This is a genomic window from Thalassomonas actiniarum, assembly GCF_000948975.2.
GTDB lineage: Bacteria > Pseudomonadota > Gammaproteobacteria > Enterobacterales > Alteromonadaceae > Thalassomonas > Thalassomonas actiniarum.
On record NZ_CP059735.1, the window covers coordinates 5000885 to 5016349 of the forward strand.

The window sequence follows — 15465 nt, forward strand, 5'->3', positions numbered from 1 at the left end:
TGATTATCGGAGGTAAAAAATGGAAAGCTTAGAGAACCAATTTCTTATTGCGATGCCTTCATTGGGAGACTCGTACTTTAGTAAAACCGTCACTTATATCTGCGAGCATAATGACGAAGGCGCTATGGGACTGGTGATTAATATGCCTGTAAATATCACCTTAAACGAATTGCTGACCCAGATAGATGACGGTCTGGAAGAGAACCCGAAATTAGAGCAGCAGGTGCTTTCCGGCGGCCCGGTGTCGCAACAAAGGGGCTTTGTTTTGCATAGCCCGCAAAGCGGCTGGAACAGCTCTTTGTCGTTAAGTGACGATGTGATGATCACCACCTCAAAAGATATCCTGATGGCCCTGGGCACAGACAAGGCGCCGGAGCACTTTATGGTGACTTTAGGTTATTCAGGTTGGGGACCGGGGCAGCTGGAAGAAGAAATACAGCAAAACTCCTGGCTGGTGATCGATGCCGACAACGATATTCTTTTCAATACCCCGATAGAAGAGCGCTGGAAAAAAGCCACCGAAAAAATCGGCATCAATATCGCGAACCTGTCTTCCGATGTCGGCCATGCTTAATGTCGCAGGTAATAAACACAAGAAACAAGCACAATGAACAAGAACAGGACATAGTTAATGAGCCGCAGCAGTAAAAATATCGGCGAACGCACGGTGTTAGGTTTTGATTTTGGTAAAAAGTATATCGGTGTCGCCGTTGGTCAGGAAATTACCGGCAGTGCCTCCCCGCTGGGATCGGTCAAAGCCAACGACGGTATTCCCCACTGGGACAACCTGGAAAAGTACCTCAAAGAATGGCAACCGGATTACCTGGTGGTGGGCTTGCCTTTAAATATGGACGGCAGCGAACAGCAGCTGACCCTGGATGCGAAAAAGTTCGGCAATCGCCTCGCCGGACGCTTTGGTAAAAAGGTAGAATTTCAGGACGAAAGGCTGACCACTGCCGATGCCAAAGAAAGGTTATTTGCCCAGGGGGGCTATCGTAATCTGAAAAAAGACAATATTGATGCCCAGTCTGCCAAGCTGATCATCGAAAGCTATTTTGAACACCTCTACGATTAAACCTGTACTCTGCTCCTGGCATACAGCCGGGAGCAGATAATAAAACAAAGCACTTTTCTTCACCTGTATCTTTACCGGTGCTTTAATATTTATTTAATAATAAACAAATAACAATACCCCGGGTCACATAAGCCTTCATGAATATTATTTCCGTTATCTCCCCTCTTATCCTGGTGGCCCTGCTGGGCTTTATCTTATGCAAAAGCAATAAGTTAAACAAAAGCCAGGTAGATGCCTTAAGTAAATTTACCTTCTTTTATTCCATTCCGGCTTTTTTATTTTATCAAATGGCCAATGCCGATTTTTCTGGCATGGTAGATCCGAAATTCTTTGCCGGGTTTTACCTGCCGCTGCTTTGCTGTTACCTGCTGGCGGGACTGGCTAATTATTTATTCCACAAAAAATACCAGAAGCATTATCCCGCCTCGGCGGTGTTTGCCCTCGGGGCCAGTTATTCCAATACCGTGATTGTCGGCTTACCTGTGTTGCTGATGGTGATAGGCGAGCAAGTGGTGGCGCTGGTGTTTTTAATTATCACTTTCCACAGCACCTTATTGTTTGGCCTCACCAGCGCCATTGCCGCCCGTGGCGCGCCACAGGAACAAACATCTTCTAGTAAGGCTTTAGCTAAAAGACGTAGCTTTGACTGGCAGGGATTTTTTAAACAGACCTTTAATAATCCGCTGATCATCAGCATCTTATCCGGACTGGTATTTAACCTGCTGGCAATTCCCTTACCCGGAATTATCGGCGATGCCCTGGTGCTCTTGGGCAAACCCGCGATAACCCTGGCACTGTTTATTCTCGGCGCTTCCCTGGCCTATTACCAGGTGCGCAATGAAATTAACTTTATCATGCTGGCAAGTATTTTTAAGCTGATGCTTTTGCCGGCCCTGGTTTACGGCGCGGCTCATTACCTGTTCCAGCTGGAGCCGATGATCATTACGGTATTGGTGATTTTAAGCGCCAGCCCGATAGGGGTAAATGCCTATTTGATTGCCAAGATGCAGGAGGTGCACCAGGAAACCCTGGCCGGTGCCGTAGTGGTCAGCACCGTGATGTCGGTGTTTACCGTTCCCGCCTGGTTATGGTTTTTAGGATAAGCTCTAAAAGGCGGGAACAGCTCAGCTAAAACGGTTAATTATCGCTATCTGGCTCCAGGCCGTCTATGGTGACACCGCTCAGGCCACCCAAGCCGGTTTGGTCATTGCTGCGCAGTTTGATCATCAAGCGCAGATCATTGGGTGAGTCGGCATGATGCAAGGCATCGGCATAATTGATTTGCCCTTGCTGATACAGGTTAAACAGCGCCTGATCAAAGGTTTGCATCCCCAGTTCGTTGGACTTTTCCATCACCTCTTTAATGCTGCCCACATCGCCTTTTTTAATAAGTTCGGCAACAAAAGGCGAGTTAAGCAAGATCTCAATCGCCGCCACCCGGCCATTGCCGTCCGAGGTAGGAATAAGCTGCTGGGCAATAATACCGCGCAGGTTTAACGCCAAATCAAACAGCAGCTTGCCATGCTGCTCCGCCGGCACCAGGTGCATGATACGGTCGATGGCCTGGTTGGCATTGTTGGCGTGTAAGGTAGCAATACACAAATGCCCGGTTTCGGCGAAACTGAGCGCATATTCCATGACTTCCTGGCTGCGGATCTCACCGATTAAGATCACATCCGGCGCCTGGCGCAGCGAGCTTTTCAGGGCGGCATCAAAGGATTCGGTATCCAGTCCCACTTCGCGCTGGGTCACCATACACTTGCCGTGGTCATGCACAAACTCCACCGGATCTTCTATAGTCAGGATATGGCCGCGGGAGTTACGGTTGCGAAAACCTATCAGGGAGGCCATAGAGGTTGATTTACCCGTGCCGGTACCACCGACAAAGAGCACTAAACCACGTTTTGACATTACCACGTCTTTAAGCACCGATGGCAAACCCAGGTCGTCAACGTCCGGGATGTCGGTGACGATACGGCGGATCACCATGCCTGCCATGTCCCGTTGCCAGAAGGCTGAAACCCTGAAGCGGCCGATACCGTCAACGGAAATGGCAAAGTTACATTCCTTGCTTTCGTCAAACTCCTGCTTCTGCTTTTCTGTCATGGCATCATGTACTAAACCCAGGGCTTCTTCCGGGCTTAGAATCTCATCATGTATCGGCTGGAGCTCGCCGTTAATTTTCGCACTCACGGCAAGTTTGGCGGAAACAAACATATCCGAGGCGTCTTCCTGGATCATTTTTCTCAGTAAATCATGAAATGTCATAAGCCTTACCCTGTCTAAACCTGAAGTTAAATCTTGTTATACATAAGCGGATGTTCTTCCGGGATTAATAACCGGAAAACTGGTTTTTATCCGCCGCTTTATCCCTGGCATCCTGGCGTGAAATCAGGCCGCGGTTGACCAGGTTCAACAGGCATTGATCCATGGTCTGCATGCCGTGGGACATACCGGTTTGAATGGCCGAGTACATCTGGGCAATTTTATCTTCACGAATGAGGTTACGGATCGCCGGTACGCCGATCATAATTTCATGGGCCGCCACCCGGCCGCCGCCGACTTTTTTCACTAAGGTCTGGGAAATAACCGCCCGCAATGATTCTGAAAGCATAGAGCGCACCATGTCTTTCTCTTCTCCCGGGAAGACATCGATAATACGGTCAATGGTTTTTGGCGCCGAGGTGGTATGCAGGGTGCCGAATACCAGGTGACCGGTTTCTGCGGCGGTCATTGCCAAACGTATGGTTTCCAGATCCCGCATCTCCCCCACCAGGATCACATCCGGGTCTTCCCTTAAAGCCGAGCGCAGCGCCGCGCTAAAGCTCAAAGTATCCCGGTGCACTTCCCTCTGGTTGATCAAACAGGATTTATTGTCATGCACAAATTCTATCGGGTCTTCTATGGTCAGGATATGATCATGTTTATTCTGGTTGATATAATCTACCATGGCCGCCAAGGTGGTGGATTTACCCGAACCGGTAGGGCCGGTCACCAACACTAAACCGCGCGGGTTATCGGCAATATCGCGAAAAATATCAGGACAGCCGAGATCTTCCAGAGTCAAAATTTTACTGGGAATGGTACGAAACACCGCTGCCGGACCGCGGTTCTGGTTAAAGGCATTGACCCTGAAGCGCGCCAGGTTCGGCACTTCAAAAGAAAAATCCACTTCTAAATTTTCTTCATAGTCTTTGCGCTGGCGGTCGTTCATAATATCATAGACTAAAGCGTTAACGTCTTTTTCATCAAAAGCCGGGATATTAAGCTTACGGACATCACCGTCAACCCTGATGGAAGGCGGCGTCCCCGTGGATAGATGTAGATCAGATGCATTATGTTGCACACTAAATGCTAATAATTCGGTAATGTCCATAACAACCTCTTTGGCAATGTTTTGTCGAATTGATTTTCGTACAAATAACTGGGAATTGAAATAAGTTAAATGATTAACATTAAAGATAATCTAGCCTTGATTGAACAGCAAATTTCACAAAGCTGCCAACAGGCAAGCCGCACCAAAGAAACGGTAGCGCTGCTGGCGGTCAGCAAAACCAAACCCGGCGCTTTAATCGAACAGGCTTACCAGTGCGGACAACGGGCGTTTGGCGAAAGTTATGTCCAGGAAGCGGTTGACAAGATCGCACAGTTAAAACACTTGCCCGATATTTGCTGGCATTTTATCGGTCCGATCCAGTCCAACAAAACCCGGGCGATTGCCGAAAACTTTTCCTGGGTCCACAGCATCGACCGGGTAAAAATCGCCCGGCGTCTTAACGAAGGCCGCTCCGGCCACGATACTCCGCTAAACGTCTGTTTACAAGTCAATATTAGCGGCGAAGCATCCAAGTCAGGCGTCACGGTAGCAGACCTAGATGAGCTGGCCGAGGTCATCGCCAACTGCCCCCATTTGCGTTTAAGGGGGCTAATGGCGATACCGGAAAAAAATGCGCCACTGTCCAGCTACAGCAAAATGCAGAACTTGTTTAGACAATTACAGCAGCAATACCCCGAGCTCGATACCCTGTCGATGGGCATGTCCGGCGATTTGCAAGCGGCGATAACCAACGGCTCAACTATGGTCCGAATTGGTTCGGCTATTTTTGGTTCAAGAGAACAATAACTTAAGAGTACATTATGAATAAAATTGCATTCATCGGCGCCGGTAATATGAACCGTGCCATTATCGCCGGCCTGATCAACAACGGCTTCGCCCCACAAAATATTATCGTCTCCAACCCGTCGCCGGAAAAACGTTTGGCGCTGGCTGAAGAATTCGGTATTCATCAGACGCCGGACAACCTGGAAGCGGCCCAGTTTGCCCCCACCATAGTGCTCGGGGTTAAACCTCACCTGATCGCCGGTGTTTGCCTGCAAATCAGGGAAAACCTGGATATTTCGGATAAATGTTTTATCTCTATCGCCGCCGGCTGCACCATGGCGCAAATTCAGGCGGCGTTAGGGGGCGGACAATCGGTGATCCGTACCATGCCTAATACCCCGTCCCAGCTGGGTCTCGGTGTCACCGGCATTTTTGCCTCTCCCGAAGTCAGCGAGGCACAGCGCGATATTGCCGATGAGATGATGAAAGCGGTAGGCATAGTGATGTGGCTGGATCAGGAAAAACAGATTGATGATATCATCGCCGTCTCCGGCTCCGCCCCAGCCTACTTCTTCCTGTTTATGGAAATCATGGAGCAGCACGCACAAACCCTGGGCTTTTCCGCCGAAGACAGCCGCAAGCTGGTGCAACAAACGGCCCTGGGAGCGGCACAGATGGTATGCCAGAATGACGACTCCATCGGCCAGTTGCGAGAGAACGTTACCTCCAAAGGCGGCGCAACCCAGGCAGCCCTGAACCAGTTCTACCAGGGGGATTTATCACAATTAGTTACAAAAGCCATGGATGCGGCATTGCAACGTAGCCAGGAAATGGCGCAAAATAATGGCTAACTCGTTTTAAACAGGTAAAATACTATTGATTTATATAAAAATAATAGAAGTTTGCTGTAAAAGAAATGAGTCTTTTCATCCCGATAATTGGAGTTTTTAATGGAAGCAATTAATTATTTGCTGGACTTTGTCTTTAATGCGCTAGTATGGGTATTGGTGCTGCGATTATGGTTACAGCTGGTGAAAGCGGACTTTTACAATCCCTTCAGCCAGTTTATTGTTAAAGTCAGTAACCCTATGGTAGTGCCGCTGCGCCGGGTGGTTCCAGGGCTTGGCGGGATAGATCTCGCCACCTTATTGCTGGCCTATCTTGTTGCCAGTTTAAAGTTTATTGTTATTCCGCTACTCAATAGCGGAGGATTTGATATCCCAAGTTCCATGATTTTTGGTGCTTTATACCTGCTGAAGCAAACCGGAGTATTGCTGTTTATTATCATGCTGGTCATGGCGTTGATGAGCTGGGTGGTGCAGGGATATAACCCGACCCAAGTGATTTTTCACCAGCTAACCGAACCCTTTTTACGCCCGATCCGCCGGATCATCCCGAATATCGGCGGCCTGGATTTATCGGTATTGGTGGCGTTTCTATTATTAAATGTCATTAATATCTTCATCGGCGGCGCTATCCCTGTGTGGCGCATGCTTTAATTCCCGGCAGGCAGCGGCTGAGATCTCAGCTGCTGCTAACCTATTTTGAGGCTATGGCTTATACTTAAGGCCACAGCCAGTAACTATATGGAACATAACGATGAATTTCTTCTCCCGCCCCCTGCTCTGCTTGCTGCTCGGCTTAGTTTTCACCTCCTCGGCGAGTGCAGAAAACATGAAAAAAATCGGCAACCTTGATGTCCATTACATGGCCATAGGGGCAACATTTTTAACCCCGGAAATCGCCAAGGCTTACGGCATAGAGCGCAGCCGCTATAACGGCCTGGTGAATATTTCCGTGCTCGACAACAGCCAGAAAAATACCCCGGCAAAAACCGTAGTGATGATGGGTAAGGCCCGCAATGACTTAGGCCAGATAAAATCGCTGGAATTTCGAGAAGTTAAAGAAGGTATGGCGGTGTATTACCTGGCACAAATCAAATACTCCAACGAAGAAACCATACATTTTGATATCGACATCATAGACGGCACTGAAAAACATAAGATTAAGTTTTCACAGAAATTCTACGTGGATTAATGCGCTTAGCCCAATCAGGCTTGCTGGCTCTCCCAGGCTAAAAACTGGATAACCAGCAAGCTTCCTTCAATAGACAGGCCAGCCACCAATTTATATATATTTTACTTTAAGTAAATTCCTCACAAGGTTTTAAGCGCTATCCTAATACTGTCAATATTAACCTAATCCCGTCATATTAATTTACACTATTGCAACACAGTAGTATGATGCAAACTTCAAGTTATTAAAAACTTTGCTTATTACCCAATCGCTAATCCAGTTAGCACTATGCTACAGGTAATCGTATTTCATTATAAAACTCATTAATAAGGACTTCCCGGTGACATTTCACTCGACTTATAGATACAGAGTTCTCCTTTTATCCATTTTACTCCTGACCGCCTGTGGCGGGGGAAGTGAAGAAACCAAAGAAACACCTCAATACACAATAACCACCAGCGCCAATGGTGGCGGCGAAGTCACACCGGCAAGCATCGATGTTGCTTCAGGCCAATCTACTGATTTTGAATTATCGGCAGATGATGGCTTTGTCGTTACCCATGCTAGCGGCTGTAACGGCACACTTAACGGCACAACCTACAGCACAGGAAACATTACATCAGCTTGTGCTGTCACTGTGACTTTTGAGACGGTCGAAGTAGCCCATGAGCAGACCGCACCAAGCGTCGATATTCTTTTCCCCTGGACTTCTTCTCGCACAGATGCCGATACCTTGGTTGTTAGGGGGATTGCAAGTGATCCTAACGGTGTCGCTGCAATTAGAGTGAATGGTATTGAAGCAGAAATTCAGACAAATACGTCTGCCTCACTGGCCAAAACCACCAACACCAGGCAACTTTCATCCACAAATGAAACCGTTGAAAACACTGAGGTGAACTGGCAAGTAAGCATTCCAGTATCAAAGCCCACCCTGAAAATCAGCGTTGAAAGTGAGGATAATTTAGGCAATACAGATGAATCAGCCTCGGCAAACGTTATTTCTTATAATCTCCCAAGCACTTTTACCCTGGATAATATCAATAACCGCTTGATTGGCCGAAATAGCTATGACAGTTTGCTTACTGTTGATTTGTTGACAAAAGAGGTTTCCAAAATAACCTTAACAAATGCGAGTATAGAAACCAGGTTAGATAGAGCCAGCAATATTGAATATATTGAATCACAAAACTCAATAATCTACCCTGTTTGGGAAGAAAATATTTTATCGTTATACTCCATAGACTTAAATAGCAAAGAAATCTCTTCTCTTATACATCATGAGTTAGATTCCCGCCCGGTAAATATAACCATGGATTTTTCACAAAGTGAGAACATCCTGTACCTGAACCTGGTTTATTGGTCTACAGATGAGGGGCCAGGTAAATCACACATTGTAAAATACGTGATGGAAACAGGCGAAATAACAACTGTTGCAAATGGCACCACAGCATCTGGGAAACGAATTTACAGCGGCGACATCGCTTATTCTGACAATGGCCTCGTAGTATTCAATGATCTTCACGGTGCATGGTATGACGGGTTACTTAGCCTGGCTTTTGATGGTTCAGATTTAGTTACTTTAACCGAACCAGAAAATTTAGAGATGAGCAGAATAACCGTCGATGTCGCAGCAGGCATTGTCTATCAAACAGGCACAGAGGGTGTCATCAAGGTTGATTTAACCACAAGAGAGAAAATCAATATCTCTCCCAGTAGCGAGGAAACAGAACTTAACTTTTCGTCATACTATGGCTCGAACGCACTCGATCTAAGCAACCAAAAATTACTGGTTCATGAATGGGAAACAGATGTCATCATATCGGTTGATTTGGAAAATGGTGAACGGGCTGAATTCCTCAGCAATGGTATCGGCACAGGAATAAAAATAGCTCAGCCAAGATCAATCACATTAGATGTAGAAAATAATATAGTTTATGTCCTCGATGGCGGAATAAATGAAAACGAAGCGATAGTGTCCGTCGATTTAGCTACAGGAAACAGGAAACTTATTTCAAAAATTAAAACTCTCCAAGATGATGGCGATGTTTATGATATGGTACTGGACAGCGCCGCACAACAATTATACGTGCTCCTGGAAAGAAGAGAGATTATCCGCATAGATATCGCCTCTCAAACCAGTACGGTATTTAGTAGCAGTACCGTTGGCTCAGGTGTCGACTTTGATGTACTAACCGGCATGACATTAGATAAGGGCAACAATCGACTGCTGACAACAGATTGGCGATTGATGGCTTTACTTGCCATTGACCTTAGCACCGGCGAGCGCACGATTATCGCCGACTCAGATACAGTAGGTAACGGCGACTTCTTTAACGGTCCCGACGACGTCGAATTTGACACCGAAAATAACCGGGCCTTTATCCTTAACGGTGATTTAGGCGCAATATTTTCCGTTGATTTAAGCAATGGCCATAGCGAGCAGATATTAGATACTTGTTTGAATGACGATCTGGAAGATGTGCTGGTGCCCGATGTTGGTTATTTAAGCCGTATTTCTTTCAATGCTGCTAGCCGCCAGCTGTTAATTGGTGCCCGTAACTTGCTTTCCTATGATGTCGATAGCAATACTTGTCTATCTTCAAGCACGACAGCCCCTCTGGACTTTATCCTAACAGATGATAATCAAATTTTTGCAGTAGGCTCTAATAAACTGGAATTACTGGATTTTAAATCGGCAGAGACGGTTACCATTTCCAAATAGAAGCTGAACTTTATCTCTCAGAATATAAAACAGATTAATGGCCTTCTGCTATGCAGAAGGCCATTAATGACTAACTGACATAGTGTATGAAAAACCGTCCATCATCATTCCAAATGAAGATTAATGAAGCTGCTCCCTCTTTCTTTATATTAATCTATCCGTTAATCAAAAGTTTCAGCCTGTTTTTTATCGCTAAATTTTTTTTTGACAAAAACCAGCAACTGTCCTCCGGTAACATTCAACACCAGCCCGGACATCACCAACACGATTCCCAACCATTGTTGCAGGTTTATCACCTCATCAAGAAAATACCCGGCAGCGGCTAATCCTACCACAGGTACGGCTAAGGTCAGCGGCGCAATTTGCGCAGCGGGATATCGCCCCAATAAATAACTCCATAAACTGTAACCGATAATAGTGGCAGCAACCGCCAGATAAAGTAACGCCGCGAATGTAGTTAGCTGAATATTAAACAACGCCTCCCGTATCGCTTCGCCCCCCTCAAAGTAATAACTGGCCAGCAAAAAGGGAATCGGCGGGATCCAGGCAGACCAAATCACCAGGCCAAGATTAGCCTGGTAGCCGCGTTTATTGATGGTGCGATTGACGATATTGCCCAGCCCCCAGCACATGGCCGCAGCCAGGGTTAAAATAAAACCTAAAGTGGTCATGGCACTCGCTTGGCTACTTTCTCCTCCTGCCACCAGGTACAAGCCTATGCAGGCTATCAGCATCGCCAATAACTGCTGCGGGCTAATGCCTTCTTTTAACAATAAGGCGGCAAAGAGCAAGGTAAATAACGCCTGGGATTGCAACACCAGCGAGGCCAGGCCTGCCGGCATGCCAAAGGCCATGGCAGAAAATAAAAAGGCAAACTGGCCAAAACCTAAAGTCAGGCCGTAAGCCAGCAACCATTTCCAGGGCATCTTGGGCGGCTTAATAAATAAACTGCCGATCAAAGCGACCAGCAGGAAACGGCAAGCGCCCATCAGCAAAGGCGGCATGCCTTCAAGCCCCCAGGCAATCACCACAAAGTTAATGCCCCAGAGGAAAATGATCAAAAATCCTAAAATACTGTCTTTTAACGTCATATCAGATCACATCTGTTTGATTTATTATTATTTATCGATATTCCGGAATTGAGCACATGCATCCGGAAAGTGAATTATTTATCTTTTCTGATACTGTTTCTATCACACTTTAGCCGACATTGCTGTATTATGCCGTCCATAAATCATGGTTGAGGGCTTGAGACCTTATTAACCATAAATCCAGCGACGAGTACAAGGGTAAAGCATGTCGACTATCGTCTTAGCCACAGGCAACAAAGGTAAAGTAAAAGAGCTGAGTGAATTATTGGCCGCCGAGCAGATCACTATCGTGCCGCAAAGTGATTTCCAGGTGCCGGACGTTCCGGAAACCGGAACAACTTTCGTGGAAAATGCTATTATCAAGGCCCGCCACGCGGCAAAAATCACCGGTAAACCCGCCATCGCCGACGACTCGGGACTGGAAGTGGATGCCCTTAACGGTGCCCCCGGGGTTTATTCTGCCCGTTATGCCGGTGAAGACGCCAGCGACCATGATAATATCGTCAAATTACTTGAGCAGCTAAAAGGCGTACCGGCAGAAAAAAGAACCGCTCGTTTCCATTGTGTCTTAGTTTATATGCGCCATAGCGAAGATCCCACGCCGGTGATTTGCCATGGTAGCTGGGAAGGTCAGATCACCCTGGAAAAACAGGGCGAGCAGGGCTTTGGTTATGATCCCGTCTTCTGGGTTGAACAGCAACAGCTCACCTCGGCACAACTGCCCAGGGAAGTGAAAAACCAATTAAGCCACCGCGGCCAGGCACTGGCCCAGCTCGTGAAACATTTCGGAAAATAATCGTGTTACAATTGCCGCCGCTTTCTTTATACATACATATTCCCTGGTGTGTGCAAAAATGTCCCTATTGCGACTTTAACTCCCATGCCTTAAAACATGATATCCCCGAGGGCGATTATGTCCGGGAGCTGATCGCGGATCTCGATGCCGATATTAAGCGTTTTAATCTGAGCGATCGCCCCTTGCACAGCATTTTTATCGGCGGCGGTACCCCGAGTTTATTTTCTCCCGAAGCGATACAGTCGCTGCTTAACCAGGTCTTATCCCGTTTTGAGCATAAAGCAGACATTGAAATTACCCTGGAAGCCAATCCCGGCACGGTAGAGGCAGGCAAGTTTCGCGGTTTTTACCAGGCGGGGGTTTCCCGTTTATCCATAGGGGTGCAAAGTTTCGCCTCGGATAAGCTGATCAAATTAGGCCGGATACATGACGGCAGCCAGGCCGCCAAGGCGGCAGAGCTTGCCACCCAATGCGGCGTCTCCAGCTTCAACCTCGACCTGATGCACGGCCTGCCGCAACAGAGCATAGAAAACGCCCTGGATGATTTAAAAACCGCCATCAGCTTAAATCCGACACATTTATCCTGGTACCAGCTTACCATAGAGCCCAATACCCCGTTTTATTCCCGCCCGCCGACACTGCCGGAAGATGAAGTTTTGTGGACGATACAGGATCAGGGCGTTGCCTTATTAGAGGCCGCGGGTTACCGCCAATATGAGATCTCCGCCTATAGCCGGGAAGGCTACCAGTGCCAACACAATTTAAATTACTGGAAATTTGGCGACTATCTCGGCATCGGCTGCGGCGCCCACGGCAAGATCACCGATGTTAAAACCGGGGAAATTTACCGCACGGTAAAAGTGAAGCATCCCAAAGGTTACCTGGAAAAAGACCGTCCGCACCTGGATCAGTTAAAAACCGTGGCAGAAGAAGAATTACCTTTTGAATATATGATGAACCGCCTGAGGTTACATTCCCCTTTTCATCTGGATGAATTTCAGGCCTATACGGGATTAACTGCCACGATAATCTCAACCTTACTTGAGCAGGCACAACAAAAACAATTATTGTCCAACCAGGGGCAAGAGTGGCAGGTGACCACAACCGGGCACCGCTACCTCAATGACCTGTTAAGCCTGTTTTTATAAGCACTTGAGCTTTCAGTTTTATTTATCCATATTCTTTAGCCATATTCTATACCCATAAATAATGAATTTTCACCATGACAGAAAACAGCAGAGCACAAGACAAGCTTTTTATGCAGCGCGCCTATGAACTGGCACAACAGGCAGAAGCCATGGATGAAATTCCGGTAGGAGCCGTGATAGTCAGCGGCGGTAAAATCATCGCCGAAGGTTTTAACCAGTCGATTTGCAACAACGATCCCTCGGCCCATGCGGAAATGGTCGCGATACGTCAGGCGGGGCAAGCCATCAATAATTACCGTATGCTCGACTGTACCTTATATGTCACCCTGGAGCCCTGCGCTATGTGCGCCGGTTTATTGGTACACAGTCGGATCAAACGTCTGGTTTATGCCAGTGACGATAAAAAAACCGGTGCCGCCGGCAGTGTCTTTAACCTGGTCGAGTGTGATCAGCTTAATCACCAGCTGGAGATCACTTCCGGGGTGATGCAGGCAGAGTGCAGCGAGTTGTTGTCGGCATTTTTTAAACGCCGCCGCGCAGAAAAGAAAGCAGAAAAAAGAAAAAACAAATGACCTGACGGTTTTGATAATAAAACCAATAGAGTTAATAAGTTGGTGTTTAATAAAAGCTAGTTCAGTGCAAGCTCATTCAGTATAAGCTAATGCAGTACAAGTTAACTTTTTTCATGCAGCAAAATTTGCAAATAAAAAACCTGGCGCCGGTTGTTTGATTTGGCTTGCTGCCTGCGCAATTGTCTTCTTCTTTGTGTCGTAACTAAATGATGTCTCTTTGCTCTCATAGTAATCCCTTGCTCGAATTTATTAACACTTTATACCTTAGATATAGGATATTGAGGCGAATATGTTAACTTCAAGTTATGAAGAAAATATGACAACGAATAAATGCATATCCGCCGTATTTAATCTGCTCTAGCTCATTAAGCAGCTTCTCTTTTTCGCCTTTTCATCCAAATGCCGTATTAACTTCATCTTTTAAATTTAGCAGCTACTCACCACTGAGGCTAAGCTGCTCTGTCTCATTAGACTCATCTGTCTCATTAAGCTGCTCAACTTCATTGAGCATCTTCTCTTTTTTCGCCTTTTCATCCATCCAGGTCAGGGTATCGTAATAACGCCGGATATTTTCCACATAATTCACCGGCTCATCACCGCGGGCATAGCCGTATTTGGTGTGCTTATAGTATTTTTTCTGTTTCAGCAACGGCAGCCGGGTTTTCACTTCCACCCAGCGATCCGGATCTCCCCCCTGGCGCTCGGTAATGATCCGGGCATCATTTAAATGGCCAAAACCAACATTATAAGAGGCCAGGGCAAACCAGATACGGTCCGGGGCAGGAATACGCGCCGGCATTAAATTAATCAGCTTTTTAAAGTACTTGGCGCCGCCGCGTATACTTTGCTCGGCATCGAGCCGGCTTTTAATGCCCATTTGCTTGGCGGTGGCCAGCGTGAGCATCATCATGCCCCTGACCCCGGTATAAGAGCGGGCATGGGGCTCCCAGTGGGACTCCTGATAGCTGATGGCCGCCAGCAGGCGCCAGTCAAGCTCCTGGTTATGCTTAACAAATAGCTCCTGGTACTTGGGTAATTTTTTTTCTATCGCCTTGATGAACATCCGGGTGTCGACGTAATTGAACTGCTCGACATGACCGTAATATTTATCGTCCAGCGCCAGCAAGGTGCCGTCCTGGTGAACTTCGCCAAAAAACTCGATCAAACTGGCTAAAATAGAATCGTCCTGCTGCTTACTCACCAGCCAGGCCAGCGGCTCGGGTTGTTTGATGGTAAAACCTATGCTGATTTCCGGATAATAACGGCGGTTGATCGCCAGGGTATGGCTGTCGGACACGGTATAATCCAGCTCCCCTGCCAGCACTTTAACCAGCAGCTCTTCACTGTCAAGCTCAGACGTTTCCTGCCAGCTGAGCTCACTGTGCTCTTCTTTAAGCTTCACCAGGTTTTCCGCATGGCTTGAGCTTGAAGCCACCATAAAGCTGCCGGTGAGATCTTTTAATGCCCTCGGGCGGATATTACCTTGCTTAAATACCAGCTTCTGGCTTACTTCATCATAGCTGGGAGCAAAATTATAACGGGCTAAACGTTTCGGCGTCACCGCCAAGCCGGCCGCTAAAAAGTCGACATCGCCGCTATCCAGTTTGGGAAAAAGCTCTTCCAGGTTATAGCTGGGCACCACCTTGAGCTCGACGTCAAGGTGATCGGCATATTTTTTTGCCAGTTCATATTCAAACCCGGCAGGCCCATGGGCATCGAGGTAATAACTGTTGGGACCAAACAAGGTGCCGACATTGACATAACCGCGCTCGATAATGCGCTCTAACCCGGCGGTTTCCTTCATCGGCTGACAGCCGGAAACAAGGGTCAGCGCCAGCACAAATATGCTGAAGATGAAACACTTGATGTGATTGAACTTTTCGTTTTTATTCTTCATATTTTCTAATTGTGTCGCTTGTCTGGATTTTTAGCAAAGATATTTT

15 protein-coding genes are annotated in these 15465 nt (G+C 47.1%); 11 read left to right on the forward strand and 4 right to left on the reverse strand.

Features of this window, described 5'->3' with window-relative positions:
- Positions 1-19: 19 nt before the first annotated feature.
- The 3 genes from SG35_RS21895 to SG35_RS21905 all read left to right on the forward strand — a co-directional run bounded on the left by SG35_RS21895 (position 20) and on the right by SG35_RS21905 (position 2178).
- Complete coding sequence (locus tag SG35_RS21895; protein ID WP_044832993.1) at positions 20-574, forward strand: YqgE/AlgH family protein; 555 nt, start codon at positions 20-22, stop codon at positions 572-574.
- Between the two features lie 57 nt (positions 575-631).
- On the forward strand, positions 632-1075 hold the full coding sequence (ruvX, locus tag SG35_RS21900) for a Holliday junction resolvase RuvX (RefSeq protein WP_044832992.1): 444 nt from the start codon (positions 632-634) through the stop codon (positions 1073-1075).
- A gap of 137 nt (positions 1076-1212) precedes the next feature.
- On the forward strand, positions 1213-2178 hold the full coding sequence (locus SG35_RS21905; RefSeq protein ID WP_044832991.1) for an AEC family transporter: 966 nt from the start codon (positions 1213-1215) through the stop codon (positions 2176-2178).
- A 34-nt stretch (positions 2179-2212) separates the two neighbouring features.
- Here SG35_RS21905 and SG35_RS21910 read toward each other — a convergent pair whose 3' ends face one another.
- Entirely contained in the window at positions 2213-3343 is a 1131-nt protein-coding gene (locus SG35_RS21910) for a PilT/PilU family type 4a pilus ATPase (RefSeq protein ID WP_044832990.1), read from the reverse strand.
- Positions 3344-3407: 64 nt separating this feature from the next.
- Positions 3408-4451, reverse strand: coding sequence for a type IV pilus twitching motility protein PilT (locus tag SG35_RS21915; RefSeq protein ID WP_044832989.1), 1044 nt, complete (start codon positions 4449-4451; stop codon positions 3408-3410).
- 69 nt (positions 4452-4520) lie between these two features.
- Between SG35_RS21915 and SG35_RS21920 the strand changes: the two genes are divergently transcribed.
- The 5 genes from SG35_RS21920 (at position 4521) to SG35_RS21940 (ending at position 9915) form a co-directional block, all read left to right on the forward strand.
- On the forward strand, positions 4521-5198 hold the full coding sequence (locus SG35_RS21920) for a YggS family pyridoxal phosphate-dependent enzyme (RefSeq protein ID WP_044832988.1): 678 nt from the start codon (positions 4521-4523) through the stop codon (positions 5196-5198).
- Between the two features lie 14 nt (positions 5199-5212).
- A complete protein-coding gene (gene proC, locus SG35_RS21925) occupies positions 5213-6028 on the forward strand; it encodes a pyrroline-5-carboxylate reductase (RefSeq protein WP_044832987.1) in 816 nt (271 codons plus the stop codon).
- Between the two features lie 99 nt (positions 6029-6127).
- Entirely contained in the window at positions 6128-6676 is a 549-nt protein-coding gene (locus SG35_RS21930; protein ID WP_044832986.1) for a YggT family protein, read from the forward strand.
- A 100-nt stretch (positions 6677-6776) separates the two neighbouring features.
- Positions 6777-7214, forward strand: a complete 438-nt coding sequence (locus tag SG35_RS21935; RefSeq protein ID WP_044832985.1) for a DUF4426 domain-containing protein — start codon at positions 6777-6779, stop codon at positions 7212-7214.
- A gap of 319 nt (positions 7215-7533) precedes the next feature.
- A complete protein-coding gene (locus SG35_RS21940) occupies positions 7534-9915 on the forward strand; it encodes an NHL repeat-containing protein (protein ID WP_044832984.1) in 2382 nt (793 codons plus the stop codon).
- Positions 9916-10076: 161 nt separating this feature from the next.
- Here the strand turns inward: SG35_RS21940 and SG35_RS21945 are convergent, their stop codons facing one another.
- Complete coding sequence (locus tag SG35_RS21945) at positions 10077-11006, reverse strand: EamA family transporter (RefSeq protein WP_044832983.1); 930 nt, start codon at positions 11004-11006, stop codon at positions 10077-10079.
- Positions 11007-11211: 205 nt separating this feature from the next.
- Between SG35_RS21945 and SG35_RS21950 the strand changes: the two genes are divergently transcribed.
- The 3 genes from SG35_RS21950 to tadA all read left to right on the forward strand — a co-directional run bounded on the left by SG35_RS21950 (position 11212) and on the right by tadA (position 13522).
- Positions 11212-11802 carry an XTP/dITP diphosphatase gene (locus SG35_RS21950; protein WP_044832982.1) on the forward strand — a complete coding sequence of 197 codons (591 nt, stop codon included), beginning with the start codon at positions 11212-11214 and terminating at the stop codon, positions 11800-11802.
- A complete protein-coding gene (gene hemW, locus SG35_RS21955; protein ID WP_201777794.1) occupies positions 11802-12950 on the forward strand; it encodes a radical SAM family heme chaperone HemW in 1149 nt (382 codons plus the stop codon). The genes SG35_RS21950 and hemW overlap by 1 nt, the downstream gene beginning before the upstream one ends.
- A gap of 74 nt (positions 12951-13024) precedes the next feature.
- Entirely contained in the window at positions 13025-13522 is a 498-nt protein-coding gene (gene tadA / locus SG35_RS21960; protein ID WP_044832980.1) for a tRNA adenosine(34) deaminase TadA, read from the forward strand.
- Positions 13523-13955: 433 nt separating this feature from the next.
- Here the strand turns inward: tadA and mltF are convergent, their stop codons facing one another.
- Entirely contained in the window at positions 13956-15419 is a 1464-nt protein-coding gene (gene mltF / locus SG35_RS21965; protein WP_044832979.1) for a membrane-bound lytic murein transglycosylase MltF, read from the reverse strand.
- Positions 15420-15465: the final 46 nt, after the last annotated feature.

Excerpts from the sequence above, each read along its gene's own strand:
- SG35_RS21950 (WP_044832982.1), top strand. The coding sequence starts at position 11,212 with ATGTCGACTATCGTCTTAGCCACAGGCAACAAAGGTAAAGTAAAAGAG.
- SG35_RS21930 (WP_044832986.1), top strand. The coding sequence starts at position 6,128 with ATGGAAGCAATTAATTATTTGCTGGACTTTGTCTTTAATGCGCTAGTA.
- proC (WP_044832987.1), top strand. The coding sequence starts at position 5,213 with ATGAATAAAATTGCATTCATCGGCGCCGGTAATATGAACCGTGCCATT.
- SG35_RS21910 (WP_044832990.1), bottom strand. The coding sequence starts at position 3,343 with ATGACATTTCATGATTTACTGAGAAAAATGATCCAGGAAGACGCCTCG.
- tadA (WP_044832980.1), top strand. The coding sequence starts at position 13,025 with ATGACAGAAAACAGCAGAGCACAAGACAAGCTTTTTATGCAGCGCGCC.
- mltF (WP_044832979.1), bottom strand. The coding sequence starts at position 15,419 with ATGAAGAATAAAAACGAAAAGTTCAATCACATCAAGTGTTTCATCTTC.
- ruvX (WP_044832992.1), top strand. The coding sequence starts at position 632 with ATGAGCCGCAGCAGTAAAAATATCGGCGAACGCACGGTGTTAGGTTTT.
- SG35_RS21905 (WP_044832991.1), top strand. The coding sequence starts at position 1,213 with ATGAATATTATTTCCGTTATCTCCCCTCTTATCCTGGTGGCCCTGCTG.
- SG35_RS21920 (WP_044832988.1), top strand. The coding sequence starts at position 4,521 with ATGATTAACATTAAAGATAATCTAGCCTTGATTGAACAGCAAATTTCA.
- SG35_RS21895 (WP_044832993.1), top strand. The coding sequence starts at position 20 with ATGGAAAGCTTAGAGAACCAATTTCTTATTGCGATGCCTTCATTGGGA.
- SG35_RS21915 (WP_044832989.1), bottom strand. The coding sequence starts at position 4,451 with ATGGACATTACCGAATTATTAGCATTTAGTGTGCAACATAATGCATCT.
- SG35_RS21935 (WP_044832985.1), top strand. The coding sequence starts at position 6,777 with ATGAATTTCTTCTCCCGCCCCCTGCTCTGCTTGCTGCTCGGCTTAGTT.
- SG35_RS21945 (WP_044832983.1), bottom strand. The coding sequence starts at position 11,006 with ATGACGTTAAAAGACAGTATTTTAGGATTTTTGATCATTTTCCTCTGG.